The 20,651-nt window shown below is 74.6% G+C and carries 17 protein-coding genes; 9 read left to right on the top strand and 8 right to left on the bottom strand.

Annotation, left to right across the window (positions count from 1 at the left end):
* Positions 1–256 precede the first annotated feature (256 nt).
* Positions 257–1,759 carry a MocR-like pyridoxine biosynthesis transcription factor PdxR gene (pdxR, locus tag ACZ6EM_RS13730; protein ID WP_465772423.1) on the bottom strand — a complete coding sequence of 501 codons (1,503 nt, stop codon included), beginning with the start codon at positions 1,757–1,759 and terminating at the stop codon, positions 257–259.
* Between the two features lie 83 nt (positions 1,760–1,842).
* On the opposite strand from pdxR, the gene ACZ6EM_RS13725 reads away from it, so the two are divergent.
* Entirely contained in the window at positions 1,843–2,700 is an 858-nt protein-coding gene (locus tag ACZ6EM_RS13725; RefSeq protein WP_465772422.1) for a methyltransferase domain-containing protein, read from the top strand.
* A gap of 43 nt (positions 2,701–2,743) precedes the next feature.
* Here the strand turns inward: ACZ6EM_RS13725 and ACZ6EM_RS13720 are convergent, their stop codons facing one another.
* Positions 2,744–3,241 (bottom strand): MarR family winged helix-turn-helix transcriptional regulator, encoded by a 498-nt coding sequence (locus tag ACZ6EM_RS13720; protein WP_380351361.1) that lies wholly within the window; start codon positions 3,239–3,241, stop codon positions 2,744–2,746.
* 111 nt (positions 3,242–3,352) lie between these two features.
* Between ACZ6EM_RS13720 and ACZ6EM_RS13715 the strand changes: the two genes are divergently transcribed.
* From ACZ6EM_RS13715 to ACZ6EM_RS13705, 3 genes are all read left to right on the top strand, one after another.
* The gene (locus ACZ6EM_RS13715) at positions 3,353–4,276 is read left to right on the top strand and encodes an EamA family transporter (protein ID WP_380548833.1); all 924 of its coding nucleotides are present in this window, start codon (positions 3,353–3,355) and stop codon (positions 4,274–4,276) included.
* Between the two features lie 86 nt (positions 4,277–4,362).
* On the top strand, positions 4,363–5,004 hold the full coding sequence (locus ACZ6EM_RS13710) for an NAD(P)-dependent oxidoreductase (RefSeq protein WP_465772421.1): 642 nt from the start codon (positions 4,363–4,365) through the stop codon (positions 5,002–5,004).
* Positions 5,005–5,114: 110 nt separating this feature from the next.
* Positions 5,115–6,710, top strand: a complete 1,596-nt coding sequence (locus ACZ6EM_RS13705; protein WP_401052678.1) for an alpha/beta hydrolase — start codon at positions 5,115–5,117, stop codon at positions 6,708–6,710.
* A gap of 12 nt (positions 6,711–6,722) precedes the next feature.
* Here ACZ6EM_RS13705 and ACZ6EM_RS13700 read toward each other — a convergent pair whose 3' ends face one another.
* Both ACZ6EM_RS13700 and ACZ6EM_RS13695 read right to left on the bottom strand, forming a co-directional pair.
* Positions 6,723–7,031, bottom strand: coding sequence for a hypothetical protein (locus ACZ6EM_RS13700; RefSeq protein ID WP_380548841.1), 309 nt, complete (start codon positions 7,029–7,031; stop codon positions 6,723–6,725).
* Between the two features lie 16 nt (positions 7,032–7,047).
* Complete coding sequence (locus tag ACZ6EM_RS13695) at positions 7,048–7,431, bottom strand: hypothetical protein (RefSeq protein ID WP_359902661.1); 384 nt, start codon at positions 7,429–7,431, stop codon at positions 7,048–7,050.
* A gap of 573 nt (positions 7,432–8,004) precedes the next feature.
* Here ACZ6EM_RS13695 and ACZ6EM_RS13690 point away from each other — a divergent pair.
* Positions 8,005–9,387 carry a lytic transglycosylase domain-containing protein gene (locus tag ACZ6EM_RS13690; RefSeq protein WP_465772420.1) on the top strand — a complete coding sequence of 461 codons (1,383 nt, stop codon included), beginning with the start codon at positions 8,005–8,007 and terminating at the stop codon, positions 9,385–9,387.
* A gap of 239 nt (positions 9,388–9,626) precedes the next feature.
* Here the strand turns inward: ACZ6EM_RS13690 and ACZ6EM_RS13685 are convergent, their stop codons facing one another.
* Positions 9,627–10,136, bottom strand: coding sequence for a GbsR/MarR family transcriptional regulator (locus tag ACZ6EM_RS13685; RefSeq protein WP_359902667.1), 510 nt, complete (start codon positions 10,134–10,136; stop codon positions 9,627–9,629).
* 92 nt (positions 10,137–10,228) lie between these two features.
* Between ACZ6EM_RS13685 and ACZ6EM_RS13680 the strand changes: the two genes are divergently transcribed.
* Together ACZ6EM_RS13680 and ACZ6EM_RS13675 are read left to right on the top strand one after the other, a co-directional pair.
* Positions 10,229–11,155, top strand: coding sequence for an ABC transporter ATP-binding protein (locus ACZ6EM_RS13680; RefSeq protein WP_465772419.1), 927 nt, complete (start codon positions 10,229–10,231; stop codon positions 11,153–11,155).
* On the top strand, positions 11,152–12,810 hold the full coding sequence (locus ACZ6EM_RS13675; protein WP_465772418.1) for an ABC transporter permease: 1,659 nt from the start codon (positions 11,152–11,154) through the stop codon (positions 12,808–12,810). Before ACZ6EM_RS13680 ends, ACZ6EM_RS13675 begins: the two co-directional genes overlap by 4 nt.
* Before the next feature lie 30 nt (positions 12,811–12,840).
* Here the strand turns inward: ACZ6EM_RS13675 and ACZ6EM_RS13670 are convergent, their stop codons facing one another.
* Entirely contained in the window at positions 12,841–13,428 is a 588-nt protein-coding gene (locus ACZ6EM_RS13670; protein WP_359902675.1) for a TerD family protein, read from the bottom strand.
* Between the two features lie 379 nt (positions 13,429–13,807).
* Between ACZ6EM_RS13670 and ACZ6EM_RS13665 the strand changes: the two genes are divergently transcribed.
* The gene (locus ACZ6EM_RS13665; RefSeq protein ID WP_465772417.1) at positions 13,808–16,054 is read left to right on the top strand and encodes a hypothetical protein; all 2,247 of its coding nucleotides are present in this window, start codon (positions 13,808–13,810) and stop codon (positions 16,052–16,054) included.
* Here the strand turns inward: ACZ6EM_RS13665 and ACZ6EM_RS13660 are convergent.
* A complete protein-coding gene (locus tag ACZ6EM_RS13660) occupies positions 16,041–17,171 on the bottom strand; it encodes a TolB family protein (RefSeq protein ID WP_465772416.1) in 1,131 nt (376 codons plus the stop codon). The genes ACZ6EM_RS13665 and ACZ6EM_RS13660 overlap by 14 nt on opposite strands.
* 108 nt (positions 17,172–17,279) lie before the next feature.
* A complete protein-coding gene (locus ACZ6EM_RS13655; protein WP_465772415.1) occupies positions 17,280–17,927 on the bottom strand; it encodes a class I SAM-dependent methyltransferase in 648 nt (215 codons plus the stop codon).
* A 316-nt stretch (positions 17,928–18,243) separates the two neighbouring features.
* On the opposite strand from ACZ6EM_RS13655, the gene ACZ6EM_RS13650 reads away from it, so the two are divergent.
* A complete protein-coding gene (locus tag ACZ6EM_RS13650) occupies positions 18,244–20,604 on the top strand; it encodes a glycosyl hydrolase family 18 protein (RefSeq protein ID WP_465772414.1) in 2,361 nt (786 codons plus the stop codon).
* Positions 20,605–20,651 lie beyond the last annotated feature (47 nt).

Raw genomic sequence — 20,651 nt, 5'->3', positions numbered from 1 at the left:
AGTACCCGCAACGCCCGGAGTGCCCACAACGCCTGGAGCACCGTGCGGCCGGGCGGGCGCGCCGAGCGGCACCGGACCGAGCGCGATCCCCATCACGGCCAGCACCGCCCCGAACTGGGCGACACTTCGGAACAGGGCCATCACGCCTCCCGGGCCGACATTTGACTTCGGCATGTCAACGTACCCAGGGGTGCGGCGGGGCACTCCCCCCTGCACCAGATTCATCCGATAATCAGCCTTAATATCCTCATCGTCCTCACACCGACGACGAACGCCGGACCAGCCGCCCCAGGACGGCGAGCCCCTCGGCGATCTCCGCCGTCGAACCCGCCGCGTACCCGAGCACCAGGCCCGGCGGGTACGGAAGTCGGGCGTGCCAGGACAGCGGCTGCACCTTGACCCCCTCGGCCAGGGCGGCGGCGGCCAGCTCGGTGTCGGTGCGGCCGGGTGCCTCCGGAAGCGTCAGCATCAGGTGGAGGCCCGCCGCCGCGCCGTGCACGGTGGCTCCCGGCAGATGGGTGCGGATGGCGGCGATCATGGCGTCCCGGCGGCGGCGGTGGCGGCGGCGCAGCAGCCGCAGATGGCGGTCGAGGTCGCCGGACTCCATCAGCCGGGCGAGCACCAGCTGGGGCAGGACCGGGTTGCCGAGGTCGGCGAAACGCTTGGCGTCCAGGACGGCGTCCCGCAGCCGGGCCGGGACCAGCAGCCAACCGGTGCGCAACGCCGGGGCGAGCAGCTTCGAGATGCTGCCCGCGTAACAGACCCGGTCCGGCAGGGCGGCGCGCAGGGCCGGGACGGGCGGCCGGTCGTAGCGGTGCTCGGCGTCGTAGTCGTCCTCGATGACCAGGCCGCCCTCCCCCGCCCAGCGCAGCAGTTCGCGCCGCCGGTCACCGCCCAGTACGACGCCGGTCGGGTACTGGTGGGCGGGGGTGAGCAGGACGGCCGGGGCGCCGGTGGCGCGCAGCGCGTCGACCCGGATGCCCTCGGCGTCGACCGGGACCGGCGGGGTGGCGGCGAGCCAGTGGGCGAGGTGCTGCCGGGCGCCGAGGGAGCCCGGGTCCTCGACCGCGACCTCGCCGATGCCGGCCCGGCCGAGGGCCCGGCCGAGCAGCGCGAGCGCCTGGGCCGTGCCGGCGACGATCAGCACCTCGTCCGGGTCGGCGCGGATGCCCCGGTTGCGGGCCAGCCAGTGGGCGACGGCCCGGCGCAGGGCCGGGGTGCCGCGCAGGTCGCCGTAGCCGAGGTCGGAGGCGGCCAGGTCGTCGAGGACGGCGCGTTCGGCGCGCAGCCAGGCGGCGCGGGGGAAGGCCGCGAGGTCGGGCACGCCGGGGGTGAGGTCGATCCGGGCGGGGGTTCCGCGCAGCAGGTCGAAGACCTCGGGGTCGGGATCGGCCCGGAACAGCGCGGGCGCCGGGCGCGGTGGCTCCGCCGCGGGCGCCCGGTGCGGCGCCGCGGGGGCCGCGGGGGCCGCGACCACGACCGTGCCGCCCCGCCCGCGGCCGACGACCTGTCCCTCCTCGGCGAGGCGCTGGTAGGCGTCGGTCACCACACCGCGGGAGACCCCGAGTTCGGCCGCCAGCACCCGGCCGGCGGGCAGCCTGCTGCCGACCGGAAGCCGCCCGTCGGCGACGGCCTCGCGCAGCCGGCGGGTCAGCCAGTCGGTGAGCCCGCCGGGCGGGGCATCGGCCGTGTCGAGCTGCAGGAAGTCGGCGCCGGCCTCTTTGGACCGGTCGAATGCCTCGGCTTTGGACCTGTTCACCGGACCATAGTGGCGGCGAGGGTGGGGCCATGACCACGGAAACACCCATGCTCACGGAAACGCCCACGACCACGGAATCGCCCATGACCCCGGGGACAGCGGCATCGGAGCGCCCCGACGAGCGCCCCGACGACCACCCCGGCTACGTCCACGGCTACGCGCGGACCGAGGCGCGGCGCCTCGGCGACCAGGCCGACACCCTCGCCGACCTGCTGCACGCGGGCACCGCGTACCCGGCCGGCAGCCGGGTGCTGGAGGCGGGCTGCGGGGTGGGGGCGCAGACCGTGCACCTGCTGGCCGGCAACCCGGGGATCCGGCTGACGGCGGCAGACCTCTCGGCGGAGTCGCTGGCCCGGGCCCGCGCCCGGGTCGCCGCACAGGCACCCGCCGCGGACGTCACTTGGCACCACGGCGACCTGCACCGGCTGCCGTTCCCGGACGCCTCGTTCGACCACGTCTTCCTGTGCTTCGTGCTGGAGCACCTGCCCGACCCGACGGCCGGGCTGGCGGCGCTGCGCCGGGTGCTGCGGCCGGGCGGGACGATCACGGTGATCGAGGGGGACCACGGCTCGGCCTTCTTCCACCCGGAGAGCCCGGCGGCCCGGCGCACCGTCGACCACCTCGTCCGGCTGCAGGCCCTGGCGGGCGGCGACGGCCTGCTCGGCCGCCGCCTCCACCCGCTGCTGACCGCGGCCGGCTTCACCCGGGTGTCGGTCCGCCCGCGCACGGTCTACGCCGACGAGGCCGACCCGGCTCTGGTGGAGGGGTTCACCCGGCGGACCTTCGTCGCGATGGTCGAGTCCGTCCGCGCGGACGCGGTGGCCGCCGGGCTGACCACCCCGGAGGACTTCGACCGGGGCATCGCGGAGCTGCGCCGTGCGGCCGGGCCGGGCGGGACGTTCCACTACGCCTTCTTCAAGGCGGTGGCGGTCACCCCGTAGTCGCCACGCAGGACGGCTCGGGTCGGGACGGGCACCGGCCGGGCTACTCCGGGCTGTCCCCGAAGTCCGCCAGCAGGGTGCGCATCACCTCGACGAACGCCGTCCGCTGCGCCTCGTCGAGGCCCGCCAGCATCCGGTGCTCGGTGGCGAGGTGGTCGGGCAGCGCGCGGTCGATCAGGGCGTGCCCCTCGGGGGTGAGGGCGACCTCGCGGCTGCGGCCGTCCTGGTCGCTGCGGGTCCGGGTGACCAGGCCGCGGGCCTCCAGTCGGTCCAGCCGCTGGGTGATGGCACCGGAGGTGACCATCGCGGACTGCATCAGTCCGGAGGGGGTGAGGCGGTAGGGCGGGCCGCTGCGCTTGAGGGTGGCGAGCACGTCGAAGGAGGCGGCGTCCAGTCCGTGCTCGGCGAAGGTGCGGTTGAGTGCCGCGTCCACCAGCCGGTAGAGGCGTTTGAGCCGGCCGAACACCTCCATCGGGGAGACGTCCAGGTCGGGGCGCTCGGCACCCCATTGCGCGACGACACGGTCCACATGATCTGCCACGGGTTCAGGGTAGGCGATCCCCAGTAGATTCCTTAGTGGTGAGGTAACTGTGAGCCACATCACTCACTCGATGCGGTGAAGAATGCCTTAGCGCTGAGATATATTGCCTTAGTGCTAAGAAATCGCCTCGCCCTCGTCCTGCTGACGGCCCTCGCCCCGGCGGTCTGGGGCACGACCTATCTGGTCACCACCGAACTCCTGCCGCCCGGCCGCCCGCTGCTCGCCGCCGTCATCCGCTGCCTGCCCGCGGGGCTGCTCCTCGTCGCCCTCACCCGCCGGCTGCCACAGGGCAGTTGGTGGTGGCGTTCGCTGGTCCTCGGCGCCCTCAACATCGGGGTGTTCCAGGCCCTGCTCTTCATCGCCGCCTACCGTCTGCCCGGCGGCATCGCGGCCACCGTCGGCGCCGTCCAGCCGCTGGTCACCGCCGGGCTCTCGGCCCTGGTCCTCGGCGACCGGCTCACCCTGCGCACCGTGCTGTCCGGCATCGCGGGCGTCGCGGGCGTCAGCCTGCTGGTGCTGCGGGCCAACGCCCAGCTGGACGCGATCGGGGTGCTCGCCGCGCTCGGCGGCGCCGTGGTGATGGCCGCCGGCATCGTCCTCTCCAAGCGCTGGGTCTCCCCCGCGCCGATGCTCGCCACCACCGGCTGGCAGCTCACGGCCGGCGGACTGCTGCTGGTGCCGGTCACGCTGCTCTCCGAGGGCGCGCCGCCGTCCCACTACACGCTCGCCAACGTGCTCGGCTACACCTACCTGTGCCTGATCGGCGCGGCCGTCACCTATGCGCTCTGGTTCCGGGGGCTGCGCGCGCTGCCGCCGACCTCGGTCTCCTTCCTCTCGCTGCTCAGCCCGGTGGTCGCCACCCTGCTCGGCTGGCTGGCGCTCGGCCAGGACCTCAGCCCGCTCCAGGCGTTCGGCGCGCTGGTCGTGCTCGGCTCACTGATCGCCGCCCAGACCCGACGGACCCGCACCGCGCCCGAGCCGGCACCCGGAACCGGGCCGGCGGACACCCCGCGGCCCGTCCGCGAGAACGCCTGACCCCGTCCCACCGACACCGTTCCCGCACCCACCGATCCCACCGTTCCCCACCACCACCGATCCCCACCACCTACAGGGAGTACCCCATGCGCATCACCGTTTTCGGCGCCACCGGCAACGTCGGCAGCCGGGTCGTGGCCGAGGCCCTGGCCCGCGGCCACCAGGTCACCGCCGTCGTACGGGACCCGGCGAAGCCGCACGGCCTGCCGTCCGCCGCCGCCCTGGTCGTCGGCGACGCCCGCGACCCCGAGGACGTCGCCCGGATCGCGGCCGGACAGGACGTGGTGATCACCGCCACCCGTCCGCTGCCCGGCAGCGAGCACGAACTGGCCGTCGCCACCAAGGGCCTGCTGGCCGGGATCGCCGGCACCGGCGTACGGCTGCTGGCCGTCGGCGGCGCGGGCAGCCTGCTCGTCCCGGGCGACGGCGGGACCACCCTGGTCGACAGCCCCGGTTTCCCCGACGAGATCCGGCCGATCGCCCAGGCCTGCGACGAGCAGCTCGGCCTCTACCGTGCCGTCGGCCCGGACGTCGACTGGACCTACCTGAGCCCGGCCGCGCTCCTGGAACCCGGCGTGCGCACCGGCCGGTTCCGGACCGGCCACGACGACCTGCTGGTCGACGCCGAGGGCAACTCGGCGATCTCCATGGAGGACCTCGCCGTCGCGCTCCTCGACGAGGCCGAACAGCCCGTCCACCGCCGGGCCCGGTTCACCGCCGCCTACTGAGCGCTCGACCGCCTGGAGCCCCCGCCACGGCGGGGGTGCACCCAGCACCACCCCGAAGACGGTAGTGGGGATGATCGATCATCAGGCCGGGGCCGGACAGGATCGTTCCCGTGACCGAGCCTGAGACCAAGAGCAAGACCAAGACCGCAGCCCAGCGCACCGAAGCCGCCCCGCCCCGCGCCCGGCACGCCCGTCGCGCCGCCCTGGCCGTGGCGGCCGCCGTCCTGGCCGGCCTGGCCGTGCCCACCACCGCGGGCGCCGCCACCGGCCGCGACCCGGGCGACGCCGCCCCGGCGCCCGCCCGCTACACCCACCAGACGCTGAACTGGCAGCCCTGCGCCCGGCAGCCCGCCCTGGACTGCGCCACCATGACCGCCCCGCGCGACTGGCACCACCCCGGTGTCGGCGCCGATCTGACCATCGCCGTCTCCCGGCACCGCGCCACCGGCCCGGCCGAGCGCAAGGGCACCCTGCTGATGGCGGCCGGCGGCCCCGGCGGCACCGGCCTGCTGCGCCCGGCCAATCTGGCCGCCGGCGCCCCGGCGGTCGCCGCCGCGTACGACATCGTCGGCTTCGACCAGCGCGGGGTCGGCGAGAGCACCAAGGCGGTCTGCCAGACCGAGGCGGAGATGCAGGAGTTCCTGGCCGGCGACTACCGCGACCAGTCCCCCGCCGCGATCGACCGAGTCATCGCCAACTCCAGGAAACTGGCCGCCAGTTGCCAGGAGCGCAGCGGCGACCTGATCCCCTACCTGACCACCGAGCAGACCGCCCGCGACATCGACCTCTTCCGCGGCCTGCTCGGCGAGCGCAAGATCGGCTACTACGGTCCTTCCTACGCCTCGATGATCGGCGCCTACTACGCGACGCTCTTCCCGCACCGGGTCGAACGGATGGTGCTGGACAGCAACATCGGCTTCGACGGCACCTGGGAGACGTACGAGCTGGGCCAGCCGATGAGCTTCCAGCGCCGCTTCGACGAGGACTTCGTGCCCTGGCTCGCGGCGCGGGACACCACCTACCACTGGGGCTCGACGCCGGAGCAGGTGCGGGCGCACTGGGAGCAGCGGCGCGCCGCGCTGCACGATTCCCCCATCGTCGAGGGCTCGGTGACGATCGGCCCGAACCAGTTGGACAGCCTCGCCATGTCGGCGATCTACCGGGCGTCCGACTTCCCGGAGCTGGCCCGGATCCTGGCCGCCGTCGACAACTGGCAGGGCCTCGACCCGGCGACCAGGGCGGCGGCCGCGAAGGTCTTCGGCAGCTACCTCTCCCCGGAGTTCCTCGCCGAGTACTTCGCCGTGACCTGCAACGACACCCCGTGGACCAGGGACCTGGACACCTGGATCGAGCGCGGCGCCGAGAACACCGCCCGCTGGCCGCTGGCCGGCGCCCGGACGCTCGCCTTCAGCGCGGTCTGCGCCGCGTGGCCGGTCGCCCCGGCGCCGGAGGTCAAGGTGACGGGCGCCCACCTGCCGACCACGCTGATGCTCAACTCGGTGCACGATCCGGCGACGTACTACGAGGCGGCGCTCGGCGCGCATCGCGCGCTGCGCGGCTCCAGGCTGGTCACCGTCACCGGGAGCGGCGACCACGGCCAGTACCCCACGTCCAACACCTGCGTCAGCGGGGTGGTCGAGCGGTACCTGCTGGACGGCGAGGCGCCCGCTCGCGACCTCACCTGCCCCTCGCCGCAGGCCGGTTGACCAACCGGGTGCTCAACTCCCGGGCCGGGAACGCAGCCTGGCCCGGAGCCAGGAGAGCCCGACCGCCAGCCCGGCGAAGCCCCCGACGGCGAGCTTGATCCCGGCCTTGGCGACGATCCAGCCGATCCACGGCACGGACCAGCCCAGCCAGTGGAACACGGCCAGCAGCACCGCCGCACCGCACACCGCCGCGAGCACGGTGACCGCGACGGCCGCGGGCCGCGAGAGCTCCCGCGGGCCGTCGGCCCGCTCCCCCGCGGTCGCGTCGTCCGCCTCGCCGGTCGGGCTCTTCACCATCTCGTTCGTGTCCCCCACAGTCATGGGGTGATCATACGCGTCAGCGGCAGGCGTGGTGGGTGTCGCCGAGGTGCTCGCCGGTCTCGCCGTCGGGGAAGCTGACGGCCAGGGTGACGCGGTACTCGTGGACGTCCTCCCGGTGGCCCGGCACCCGCGCCCAGGCCAGCGAGTGCACCTCGGCCTCGGGGGCCTGCCGGCACCAGGCGGCGGCCTCCTCCAGGACGGTGGCGGCCGACCGCCCGGTGCACACCACGGCGGTGTAGGCGGCGACCGCGACGTCCCCACCGGTGCGACGGGCGCGCGACACCGCCCGGACGGCCGCGGCGGCCTGGGTCAGGTCACGGGCCAGGTCGTCCACCACCCGAGGGGGCGCCGGCAGGACGACCGCTCCCTCGGCGAGGGTCTCCGGCAGGTTCGCGCTCACGGTCTGGACCTCCATCCGCATCATCACGCGGCACAGCATGCCGGGCGGTGATTCCTGGCATGCCCACTTTCACCAGAACGTCACCCGTCCAGGGCCGAGTCGGGGCGGCGCCCTGGCGCCCCGGCGCCCGCCCTGGTAGGGGGCGCCGGGCCGGGCGCCCGACGTTCCGGCAGGTCAGGAGGGCGGGCGGTGGGCGCCGCCGGGGAGCCCGAAACACCGCGCACGCACCACCCCTGTGCTCCGAACCGCCGTTCCGGCGCCCGGGAGCGCCCGTCCCACCGCGGTGGACCTTCAGTCAACTTTCGTCACCGAAAGGTGAGTTGGCACTGGACGGCGGAAGGGGGGCGGCCGGCGACGGGGCCCCGGAACGGCGCGGCACCCGGCCGCACCCCCGCTGAAGTGCCGAGTTAACCCCTCGGAGGGCCCCGGTCGGCCTCCCGGTCACCCTGTCCCTGTCAGATCGTCGTGATACTAATCGTCCCGGCGGCGGGCCCGGCCCTCGGCCGGACGGGCACGATGACGACAGCTCAACCGTTCCGGGATGGTCCGGGCGGCGACGGGGAGGGGTAGCGGATGACGGTGCGGATCGGCAAGGCCGAGGGCGGACGGAAGCTCCGGATCGGCAAGCGGCTCACGGGCACGGCGGCGGCCTTCGTCGCACTGGCCGCGCTGACCGGTTCTCAGGTGACGGGCATCGGGCTCGCCCCGGTCGCGGTCGCCGACGCCGGTCCGGCGAACGGCGCCGACGGCCAGGGCGTCGGCCGTTCCCTGCCCGACGGCAGCCCCTCGACGGACGTCCCCGGCACCTTCGGCACCGGCATCCCGGCCGACGGCGGCGGCACCGTCCAGCTCCCGCAGCCGCCCGGCACGCTGCCCGGCCTGCCCTCGGCCGGCCCGTTCGCGGCCACCGGCCCCGCACTGCCCGCCACCGTCCTCGCCGCCTACCGCCAGGCCGAGGCCTCGCTGGCGCAGCGTTCGCCGGGCTGCCACCTGCCCTGGCAACTGCTCGCCGCGATCGGCCAGGTCGAGTCCGGCCAGGCCAACGGCGGCCGGGTGGACGCCGCCGGCACGACCCTGACGCCGATCCTCGGCCCGGCGCTGGACGGCAACGGCTTCGCCGCGATATCCGACACCGACGGCGGCCGCTACGACGGCGACTCCCGCTGGGACCGCGCCGTCGGGCCGATGCAGTTCATCCCGTCCACCTGGGCCTCCTGGGGCGTGGACGCCAACGGCGACGGCAAGGCCGACCCGAACAACGTCTTCGACGCCGCCGAGACGGCCGGCCGCTACCTGTGCGCGGGCGGCCGCGACCTCGCCGACCCGGCGCAGCTCGACCGGGCGGTGCTCAGCTACAACAACTCGGGCGAGTACCTGCGGACGGTGCGCAACTGGATGGCGCACTACGGCAGCGGCACGGTGACCACCGTCCCGAACCGCCCCGGGTCCCCGGTCCCGCCCACCTCGCTGCCCACGCCGAACCCGCCGGGGCTCCCGAGCCTCCCCGGGGGCGGTGGCCCGACCACGACCGCGCCCAGTACGGACCCGCAGCCGACCGTACCGGTCACGCCCGCCCCGGAGCAGTCGCCGAGCGCCCAGCCGACGACGACCCCGAGCGCCACCGCCACGCCCACGCCCGGCGGTTCGGCCTCGCCCTCCGCGACGCCGACGACCACCCCGAGCGGCGGCACCTCCCCGACGGCGACCCCGACCGGCACGCCCACGGGCACCCCGACCGGTACGCCCACCACCTGCCCGGACCCGTCGGCCACGCCCACCGGCACGCCCACCCCGACGGGCTCCCCGTCGCCGACCGCCACGCCCACCGGCACCCCGACGGCAACGCCCCTCCCGGGCTGCCCCACCCCCGGCCCGACCGCGACCCAGACCCCGGGGGCGGCCGCCGGCACCACCCCCGGCTCCGCGTTCTCGCCGTCGGCGGCCCCGACGAAGTGACCCGAGGGGCGCGGTTCCTTCCCGGGAACCGCGCCCCACGGCTCGTCACGGACGGCCCTGCCCCGGCTTGTCGCGACCTCCCGGCCTCGTCCCGGCCCCCGGAGTCGAACACCGAGCAGCACCGACCGACCGTCGGCAGCGGCTCCCCGGCGCGGGGGTGGATCTCCACCGGGCCGGTGAGCGCGGTCTTCCCGCCGCAGAACGCACCCCGTGCCGACGCTCCGCGCCGGGCCGACCCGCTACCGCGTACCGGCCGCGCGGTGCTCGCGCCAGCGGCCGAGCATCCCGTGCAGCTCGTCGATCATGAACTCGAAGAAGGCTGCGCTCTCCGCCAGCCGCTCCCCCGCCACGGTGCCGGCGCCGACGGTGGCCTCGCCGTCGCGCAGCACCCGGATCCAGCGCAGCATGATCTCGTCGCGCCGGGTCAGCGACTCGAACCAGACGTCGTTGAGCACCCGGTAGCGGTCCCGCCGGGAGCCGGGCTCGCGCTCCTTGGCGACCAGGCCGACCTGGATCAGGTAGCGCATCGCGCCGGACACGGCCGCCGGGCTGATCCGCAGCCGTTCGGAGAGTTCGGCGGAGGTGAGCACTCCGCTCTCCTCCGCCATCAGGCAGGAGAAGATCCGGGACGGCATCCGGCCCATGCCCGCGACCACCAGCTCCGCGGCGAAGCGCTCGACGAAGTCCGACAGCGCCTTGTCCTCGCGCTCCTCCTCGGGCTCCCCCGGCCCCTTCGTTCCCTGCACCACCCTGAGCCCCTTTCCGGTGATCACTCGTCCCTGTCGAACTTTAACGCTTCCCAATATTCACGTTTTTCTGAAACTACGATAGCTTCACAACCATGACCAAGGCCATCACCCTGTCCGGCCTCCGCAAGACCTTCGGCCGGACCACCGCGCTGGACGGCCTCGACCTCACCGTCGAAACCGGCGAGGTCCACGGCTTCCTCGGGCCCAACGGATCCGGGAAGTCCACGACCATCCGCGTCCTGCTCGGCCTGCTGCGCGCCGACGGCGGCAGCGCCCGCATGCTCGGCAAGGACCCGTGGCACGACGCCGTCGAGCTGCACCGCCGCCTCGCCCACGTGCCCGGCGACGTCGAGCTCTGGCCCAACCTCACCGGCGGCGAGGCCATCGACCTGCTCTCCCGGCTGCGCGGCCGGCTCGACCGCCGCCGCCGCGACGAGCTGATCGAGCGCTTCGCCCTCGACCCGACCAAGAAGGGCCGCAGCTACTCCAAGGGCAACCGGCAGAAGGTCGCCATCGTCGCCGCGCTCGCCTCCGACGCCGAGTTGCTGCTGCTCGACGAGCCGACCTCCGGCCTCGACCCGCTGATGGAGGTGGTCTTCCAGGACGTCGTGCGCCGGGCCAAGGAGGACGGCCGCACCGTCCTGCTCTCCAGCCACATCCTGGACGAGGTGGAGAAGCTGGGCGACCGGGTCAGCATCGTCCGGCACGGCCGGGTCGTGCAGAGCGGCTCCCTCGACGAGCTGCGCCACCTCACCCGCACCACCGTCGAGGCCCGGACCCTGCGCCCGGTCCCCGGACTGGAGGCGCTGACCGGCGTGCACGGCCTGCACACCGAGGGCGACCGGGTCCGGTTCGCCGTGGACGGCGCCCAACTCGACGCCGCGGTACGGCTCCTGAGCGCGGCCGGACTGCGCGGCCTGCTCAGCCACCCGCCCACGCTGGAGGAGCTCATGCTGCGCCACTACGGCGACGAGCCGGCCGCCGACGGGCACCGCGCCCACGGCGAGGCCCTGCGATGACCGCCACCGCCGCCGAACCGGTCACCGGCCGCGCCGCCGCCCCTCGCCGCACGGCGACCCGCACCACCCTGGCCGGCACCACCACGCTGCTCCGCTTCGCCCTGCGCCGCGACCGGCTGCGGCTGTCCGCCTGGGTGCTCGGCCTCTGGCTGGTCACCCTGTCCACCGCCAACAGCGTCCACACCCTCTACCCGACCGCCGCCGACCGCGCCTCCATCGCCCACGGCTCGGACAACCCGGCGATGCTCGCGATGAGCGGACCGGCCCACTACCTGGCCGACTACACCTGGGGCGCCATGCTCGGCCACCGGATGCTCGGTCTGCTGGCCGTCCTGGCCGGGCTGCTGAGCGTCCTCACCGTCACCCGGCACACCCGGGCCGAGGAGGAGAGCGGCCGCGCCGAACTGCTCCGCTCGGCCGCCGTCGGCCGGCACGCCCCGCTCGCCGCCGCCCTGGCCACCGCCGCCGTCGCCGACCTCGCGCTCGGCCTGCTGCTCGCGGCCGGCCTGCCCGCGCTGGGCGTCCCCGGCCTCACCGCCGGCGGATCGGCGCTGTACGGCGCCGCGACCGCCCTCGCCGGGCTGCTGTTCGCCGCGGTGGCCGCCGTCACCGTCCAGCTCGGTGCGCACGCCCGGACCGCCTCCGGGCTCGCCCTCGCCGTGCTCGGCGGCGCGTACGCGCTGCGCGCCGCCGGGGACGCCGGTTCGGGCGCGCTCTCCTGGGCCTCCCCGATCGGCTGGCTGCAGCGCAGCTACCCCTTCGTGGACGACCGCTGGTGGCCGCTGCTGCCCGCGCTCGCCCTGACCGCCGCGACCGCCGCCGCCGGGTTCGCGCTCAGCAGCCGCCGCGACCACGGCGCCGGCCTGCGCGCCGCCCGTCCCGGCCCCGCCACCGGCGGCCCGGCCCTGGGCACCCCGTTCGGCCTGGCGCTGCGCCTGCACCGCGGTCTGTTCGGCGGCTTCGCGGCCGCCCTGCTGCTGGTCGGCGCGATGTACGGTTCGCTGCTCGGCGACGCCGACTCGATGCTGGGGGACGTCGACCGGATCCGGGAGGCGCTGGAGCGGCTCGGCGGACACACCCTCGCCGACTCCTACGCCGCGCTGACCATGCTGGTGGTCGCCGTGCTCGGCGGCGTCCACGCGGTGCTGGCCACGCTGCGCCCGCGTGCCGAGGAGAGCGCCGGACGGGCGGTGCCGGTGCTGGCCACCGGCGTGTCACGGTCGGCCTGGCTGGGCGGGCACCTGGCGGCGGCTCTGCTGGGCTCCACCGCCGTCCTGCTGGCGGCGGGCGTGGGCTTCGGCCTGGCCGGGGCGCTGTCCAGCGGCGACGCGGGCGCGTTCCTGCGGCTGACCGGCGCGGCACTGGCCTTCGCGCCGGCCCAGTGGGTGACGGTGGGTTTCGCCGCCGCGGTGTACGGCTGGCTGCCCCGGGCCGCGCCGCTGGCCTGGCTGGTGCCCGGGTACGCCTTCGTGATCGGCTACCTGGGCCCGCTGCTCGACCTCCCCGCGGGCCTGGAGCGGCTCTCCCCGTACGGCCGGGTGCCCCGGCTCCCGGCGGCCGCGATGGACTGGACGCCGCTCGCCGTGCTCACCCTGGTCGCGGCCGCCCTGATCGCCCTGGCCCTGGTCGGGTTCCGGCGCCGCGACATCGACTGACGCCGGGGCGCCGGAACCCGCCACGGGCGATCAGAGGTGCTTGACCAGCTCCGGCATCAGGTCCTGGAAGGTACGCCCACTGGCCGGCTGGCCGATCGCGGCCATCTGCCAGCCGGTCTCCGTGCGCTGCACCTTGGCCATGATCTGCGCGGTGTACGGGCCGCCGCCGGTGAGCGTGTAGCGCGCCAGCTCGACGCCGGTGGTCTCGTCCACGAGCCGGCAGAACGCCGCCTCGACCTCCTGAAAGGTCTGCCCGGTGAAGGAGTTGACGGTGAAGACGATCTGGTCGACCTCGGCGGAGACGGTGGTCAGGTTGACCGTGATCGACTCGTCGTCGGTCGCGTCGCCCGCGCCGCCGACCAGGTTGTCCCCGCTGTGCCGGACCGAACCGTCGTTGCTGTTGAGGTGTTGGAAGAACACCACGTCCACCGGTCGCCCCTGGGCGAACAGCACCGCCGAGGCGTCCAGGTCGATCTCCCGGCCGGCGGCGAGCAGCTTGGCGAGGAAGCCCTTGCGCTCCGCCGCCTTCCAGCCGAGGCCCATCCGGACCAGGCTCAGCTGCCCACCCCCCGGCTTCTCCAGGCTGATCTTCTGCCCCTTGGCCAGCGAAACGCTCATCGCGTCCTCCTCCGTTCTGCCACCGTCCGTGCCGCGAATCTACAGCACTGTAGAGAATTTATGATCATCGACGGTGCCCTGCGAGCACCTGTACCCCGTACTCCCCCGGACCTCACCCCGACAACGGTCCGCACACTGAGGGAACCGGCGGTCCGACGTCTGGCGTAACCGTGGACCGCGACCGGACGGCCGGGGCGGCACACGGTCTAGGGTCGGCCCCGGGACGGCGCCCGGCAGCACCGACGCGCCGTCCACGCGCCGATCGCGGTGCCCACGCCTCACCGTGCCCACGACGGAGAAGTACCCACGACTCGCAGTGCTCACGACCGTTCCCGGGCCGTGCCGACGCGCGCCGCCCGCTCTCGCTGGGGGGACCACCATGCCCGAGCAGCACGAAGGAACCGAACGGCACGACGGAACCGGACAGCACGCAACACCGCAGCGACCGGAGGGACCCCGCCTCGGCCGGCGCCGGCTGCTCCGGGCCGGCCTCGGCGCCGGCGGCGCGCTGGCCACCGTCCGGCTGCTGCCCGGCGGCACGGCCTGGGCCGCCCCGGCACCGGACAGCGACTTCGGCACGGCGCAGTACGACGGCCTCTGGCCGTCCTCCCACGCCGGGCTGCGCGCCGGAGCCGCCGCGCAGACCTGGCCGGACTGGGCCCGCTACGCCCGCATCGCCGACGGCACCTTCAACGAGCCCGCCGACATGCAGAGCGCCGTGGACGCCCTCAAGGCGCAGGAGGTCAGCGTCATCGAGCTGGACACCCTGCTCTCCGACTGGCTCACCGACGCCCAGTTCGCCGCCCACATGGCCGAGGTGAAGCAGTTCACCGGCCTGGCCCACGCGGCCGGCCTCAAGGTCGTCATGTACTACCCGTCGCTGGAGCTGATCTCCCCCGGCGGGGAGAAGGGCCGCTCCTTCTACAAGAACGACCAGGGCAAGAACTGGGTCCAGCGCGACCTCGCCGGCAAGCCCAACGTGTTCTACGGCAGCGTGGTGGTCTGGGTCGACCCGGGCGACGAGAGCGTCTGGCTCAGCCCCAACTCGCCCTGGCGGGACTACTACCTCAAGCGGATCAAGGGCGTGGCCGCGACCGGTGTGGACGGCATCTGGCCGGACGTCCCGATCTACTTCGACGGCGTGCTCTCCTGGTGCGACGCCTCCACCTGGGGAGCGGCCGCGTTCAAGGCCGACACCGGCCTCGCCCTGCCCAAGGCCGCGAACTTCGCCGACCCGGTCTTCCGCCGCTACGTCGAGTGGCGCCACCGCAACCTGCTCCGGTTCCAGCTGGACATCGCCGACGCCGGCCGCTCGGTCAACCCCGACCTGGTCACCTTCGTCGAGACCGTGTCGATGGACTACCGCTACGCCACCTCGATCGGCCTGGACGGCGGCTACCTGCGCCAGGCCCCCGGCGCCGTCGGCCAGGTCTGGGAGGTGGACATCCTCGGCAACTACGACGGCATGCGGCACGCCACCGCCGCCGACTGGGTCTGCCTGATCTCCATGTACAAGTACGCCCGCGCCGCCAGCGGCACCAAGCCGGCCTGGGCGTTCTCCTACGGCTGGCAGGCCGACGACGCCTCGCTGGTGATGTCCCAGCTGATCGCGGCCGGCTGCAACCCGTACGAGGTGAAGACCCCGTTCAAGAACGACACCGTGGACGCCGCGATGCGCACCCGGATGTACCGCTTCGTGCGCACCAACCAGACCAGGCTCTACGACCCGGTGTCGATCGCGCGGGTCGGCGTCTACCACTCCGCGCCGTCCCGGGACTACGTGTCCCCCGGCGAGGGCAACGGGATGTACGTCAACGCCACGGCCCCGGCCGGGATCGCCGACTGGTGGGGCGGCGACGACCCGGAGATGAGCTGCGCCTCGCTGCCCTGGCTCGGTGAGTTCCGGGGCACCGTCAAGGCGCTGGTCTACGCCCACGTCCCGTTCGACACGGTGCCCAGCCCCGGCCTGACCGCCGACGACCTGGCCCGGTTCAAGGTCCTGCTGCTGCCCAACCTCCAGGCGGTCTCGGACGCCGAGGCGGCGCTGCTGCGCGGGTTCGTCGCGGCCGGCGGGACGATCGTGATCACCGGCCCGGCACCCACCGCGCTCGACGAACTGGGCGGACAGCGCAGCGAGTTCGCGCTCTCCGACGTGCTCGGCCTGCGCAGGGCCGACCCGTTGCCCGCCACCAGGCAGAACTCCTACGGCAGCGGCAGCTGTTGGTACGTCAAGGCGCTGCCCGGGCTGAGCTACCTCACCAGGACCGACCAGGCCTCGGCCGACCAACTGCTCACCGCCGTCCGCCAGTCCGCCCCGCCGGAGGTCACCCTGGCCGGGGACCGCCGGATCTTCCTGGACGCCCGACGGCTCGACACCGACACCGTCGTCCACCTGGTGAACTTCACCAACTTCGGCGACACCCCGGCGGCGTTCCGCAGCGCGCCCGCCAACTGCACGCTCTCCTGGGCCCTCCCGGCCGGGGCGAGCGTCTCCGCCGTCACCGTCGCGAGTCCGGACGGCACCGACCCGGCGCCCAAGGCCGTCCCGTACACCGTCACCGGCGGGACGGTCAGCGTGCCGCTGACCGTCGCGCAGTACTCGGTGGTGACGATCACCGTCGGCTGACGGACACCGGGCCGGGCGCCGGGATGCGCCAGAGGGCGGCGGGGCCGGCCTCGCCGCCCGGGGCGGACTCGAAGGCGATCCACCGCCCGTCCGGGGACCAGCTCGGCGCGCCGTCGTAGGCGCCGTCGTCGCGGGTCACCCGGACGGGAGTGCCGCCGGCCGCCTCCAGCACGAAGACCTGGGCGTTCGGCAGGTCGCCCAGGGTGGAGGAGAAGACCAGGTAGCGGCCGTCCGGGGACCAGCTCGGGTCGGTGTGCTCGCCCGGCGCCCCGGTGACCCGCCGCAGTCCGCCGCCGTCCGGGTCCACCGTCCACAGCGACCAGTCCTCGCGGCCCGCGCTCCGCCGCTGGAAGACGATCCGGTCGCCCGTCGGGGACCAGTTCGGCTGCCGGTTGTCGGTGCCGGTGCCCCGGCCGTCCACCAGCAGGACGGGAGCGCCGCCGCCGCGGCGGACCTTCCAGAGCGAGTCCTGTTGTTCGGCCGCGTCGCCCGGCACGGCGGCGTGCTCCGGCTCCCGGCTCTGCTGGAAGACGATCCACTCGCCGTCCGGGGAGAAACTCGGCTCGCTGTAGCCACTGCCGTCGGCGTGCCCGGTCACCCGCTCGGGGGCGCCGCCCGGCCGCATCAGCCAGATCTCGTCGTGCCCGGACTCCCGGTCGGTGGCGAAGGCGAAGGCGTCGGCGGCCGCGTTCCAGCTGGCGCCCGGGAGGTTGACGGCCGCCCGGTCGGGGTCCGCCAGCACCGTGCGCGGGGCGCCGCCGTCCAGTGACAGGACGCCGAGGGCGGCGGCGCCCTTGTTGTAGCCCCCGCTGAACTCGGTCAGCAGGACGGAGCGGCCGTCCGGGGAGAAGGCCGGGTTCTGCGCGCTGCGGCCGCCCCCGGCGCGGTAGAGCAGCTGGGCGCCGTCGGCGCGACGCTCGGCACCGGCCGGGGGCGCACTGCCCGAGGGCGCGGCCGCCGAGGGCACGGCGGCCGAGGGCGGGCCGGTCGGCGACACGCCGGCCGGTCCGGGCCCCGGCCGCTCCTCGTCGGCGGAGCCGGAGCCCGGACCCGCACCACCGCAACCGGTCAGCAGCAGCGCGGCGGCCACGGTCGCCGGAAGCACGCGAATCCTCATGGCTCACACGCTAGTTGAGGCCTCGTCAGCCGTCGTACGCCGCCGGGCGGACCGGGCTCCGCCGGACGGCAGGTGCCGCCGGCCTCCCCGAGGGCCGGCGGCCGGGAGTCACCCGGCGCCGCGCTCCAGCCGCACCAGCGCGTCCACCGCGACCCGTCCGCCCGCGCCGGCCTCACCGCCCTTGTGCCCGGGCTCGCCGCCGACCGTACGGTGCACCCGCTCGGCCCGGACGGGGCGCAGCCCGCGGTCGGCGAGGTCGGCCAGGACGTCCTCGGGGGTGAAGAGCACGGCCGGGTCCTGCGGGCCGCCGACGCCCTCGGTGAGGTTGCTCAGGTCGTGCCCGATGACGAGCAGGGTGCCGCCGGGGGCGAGCGCGTCGGCGGCGCGGCGCAGAGCGGCCCGGCGGCCCGAGGCCGGGATCTGGAGGTAGGCGACCAGGACGAGGTCGTAGCCGGCGGCGGGGGCCTCGAAGGCGCGGGCGTCGCCGTGGCGCCAGGTGAGCCGGTCGGCGACCTCGTCGGGCAGGTCGGCGGTGAGCCGTTCGGCGCGCTCCAGGGCGACGGCGGAGAAGTCCAGTCCGGTGACCTCCCAGCCCTGGGCGGCCAGCCAGATGGCGTTGCGGCCCTCTCCGGCGGCGAGGTCGAGGGCGTGGCCGGGGGTGCGGCCGGTCAGTTCACGGACCACCCACTGGTTGGGCGCCGTGCCCCACACCAGCTCGCTCGCGGCGTAGCGGTCGTCCCAGTCCTGGCTGTCCATCGCGCCTCCTGCGTTCGACGGGCCTGCTCGTACCGGCCAACCTATCGGGCCCGCGCCACCCCGGCCGCCGCTGTCCGGGGCCGCCGCCGCCGGGGCCGGAGGCGGTCCAGCGGGCGGACACCCTTGACGGCGAATATTGGTCCAGTCCAATCTGTTCAGTCGTGACGTGCACGGGCCGACCGCCCGTCGTGTCCGCGCACCGCTCGTCAGCACGTGTCACCAGCCCGCGCGCCCCCACCGCGCCCGGGCCGGCTCCCCTCGGCCCGTCCGGGCCACCGCACCGCCGGAACCCCCACACATCCGGAGGACCCACCGCATGCACGATCGCGTCATGCCCGCACGGCCCGCCAACCCCGCCGGGGAGCGTGCCGGCCGCCGGGCCGCCCAGCGCAGACGGGCCACCGCGCTGGCCCTGGCCGCCACCCTGACCACCAGCGGCGCCGCCATCGCCCTGACCTTCGGCTCCGCCTCGGCCGCCCCGGTCAACCTGCTGGCCAACGGCGACTTCGAGACCGGCACCCTGGCCGGCTGGACCTGCTCCAACGGGTCCGTCGTCACCACCCCGGTGCACGGCGGGAGCCGCGCGCTCAGCGGCGCCGCCTCGGCCGCCGACACCGCGCAGTGCCAGCAGACCGTCGCCGTCCAGCCGAACACCACGTACACCCTGGCCGGCTGGGTCCAGGGCAGCTACGTCTACCTGGGCGCCACCGGTACCGGCGTCAACTCCTCGGTGTGGACGCCGGGCGGGACCGGCTGGAACCAGCTGAGCACCACCTTCACCACCGGTGCCACCACGACCTCCGTCACGGTCTTCACCCACGGCTGGTACGGCACCGGCACGTACTACGCGGACGACCTCACCCTGACCGGCCCGGCCGGGCCCACCGCGACCGCCAGCCCCACGGCCACCACCAGTCCGACCGCCACGGCCAGCCCGACCGCGACCGCGAGCCCCACGGCGACCGGCAGCCCGACCGCCACCGGCAGCCCGACGGCGACCAACAGCCCGACCGGCACCCCCACGACCACCACCCCGACCCCGACGGCCACCGCGAGCGGCCCGGCCGGGGACGGCAAGGTCACCACCCCGACCGGCTTCGCGGTCACCAGGACGACGTCCAACGCGGTGGTGCTCACCTGGCAGCCCTCCACCCTCACCAGCGGTGACGGCGCCGTCGCCTACAAGGTGTGGTCCAACGGCCAGCTCGTCGCCACCTCGATGGGCACCTCCGTCGCGGTCAGCTCGCTGCTGCCGGGCAAGAGCTACACCTTCAGCGTCCAGGGCTACTCCGGCAGCCACGCCTCCGCCCAGTCCGCCCCGGTGAGCACCACGACCGCGGCCGCCCCGGCCCAGCAGCCGGTCCGCTCGGCCTACTTCGACCAGTGGGGCGTCTACGAGAACGCGTACAACGCGAAGAACGTCGACACCAGCGGCGCGGCGGCCAAGCTGGACGTCGTCCACTACGCGTTCGCCAACATCGACCCCACGAAGTTCACCTGCTTCCAGGCGGTGAAGGCCTCCGACTCGGCCAACGAGTCCAACCCGAACGCCGGTGACGGCGCGGGCGACGCCTACGCCGACTACCAGGCCGACTACGGCGCCGGCACCAGTGTGGACGGCAGCAGCGACACCTGGGAGCAGCCGCTCAAGGGCAACTTCAACCAGCTCCGGCAGCTGAAGGCCAAGTACCCGAACCTGCGCTTCACCATCTCGATCGGCGGCTGGACGTACTCCAAGTACTTCTCCGACGCGGCGGCCACCGACTCCTCCCGCAAGGCCTTCGTCTCCTCCTGCGTCGACATGTTCCTCAAGGGGAACCTGCCGACCGGCGTGGCCGGTGACGCCTCCGGCGGCCCGGCCTCGGCGGCGGGCCTCTTCGACGGCGTCGACCTCGACTGGGAGTACCCGGGCTCGGCCGGCGGCCACACCGGCAACCACTACTCCGCGGCCGACAAGCAGAACTACACCCTGCTGCTCAAGGAGTTCCGCACCCAGCTGGACGCCCTCGGCGCCGCCCAGGGCAAGCGGTACCTGCTGACCGCCGCGCTGCCCAGCGGCCAGGACAAGGTCGCCCAGCTGGAGACCGACAAGATCGGCGCCTACCTGGACTACGCCGACGTGATGTCCTACGACATGCACGGCGCGTGGGACGCCACCGGCCCGACCAACCACCAGGACCCGCTGCACGACAGCCCGGCCGACCCGACCACACCGATCACCCCGGGCACCCGCAAGTACAACGTGGACACCACGATCGCCGCGTACACCACCGGCCTGCCCGAGTACGGCATCCCCGGCGGCTTCCCGGCGAACAAGATCGTGCTGGGCATCCCGTTCTACTGGCGCGGCTGGACCGGCGTCCCGGCCGGCTCCAACTACGGCCTGTACCAGAGCGCGACCGGCCCGACGGCGAAGAAGCCGCTGAGCCAGGAGGCCGGCCTGGCCGCCTGGAAGGAGCTCAACCCGACCGCGGCGCAGACCCACTGGGACCCGGTCACCGAGAGCAGCTGGGTCTACGACGGCACCAACTTCTGGACCGGCGACACTCCGCAGGCCGTCCAGGCGCGCGGGGCCTACGCCAAGAGCAAGGGCCTGGGCGGGCTGTTCGCCTTCTCCCTGGAGAACGACGACGCCTCCGGCACGATGCTCAACTCGATGGACAGCAGCCTGCGCTGACGCTCCATCGGCCATGAGCGCATGAGCGGCGGCCCGCGCGGAAACTC

The organism is Kitasatospora sp. NPDC041917 (assembly GCF_055589745.1).
The sequence above is the reverse complement of the archived record's forward strand: the minus strand, read 5'-3'. Positions and strand labels throughout refer to the sequence as shown.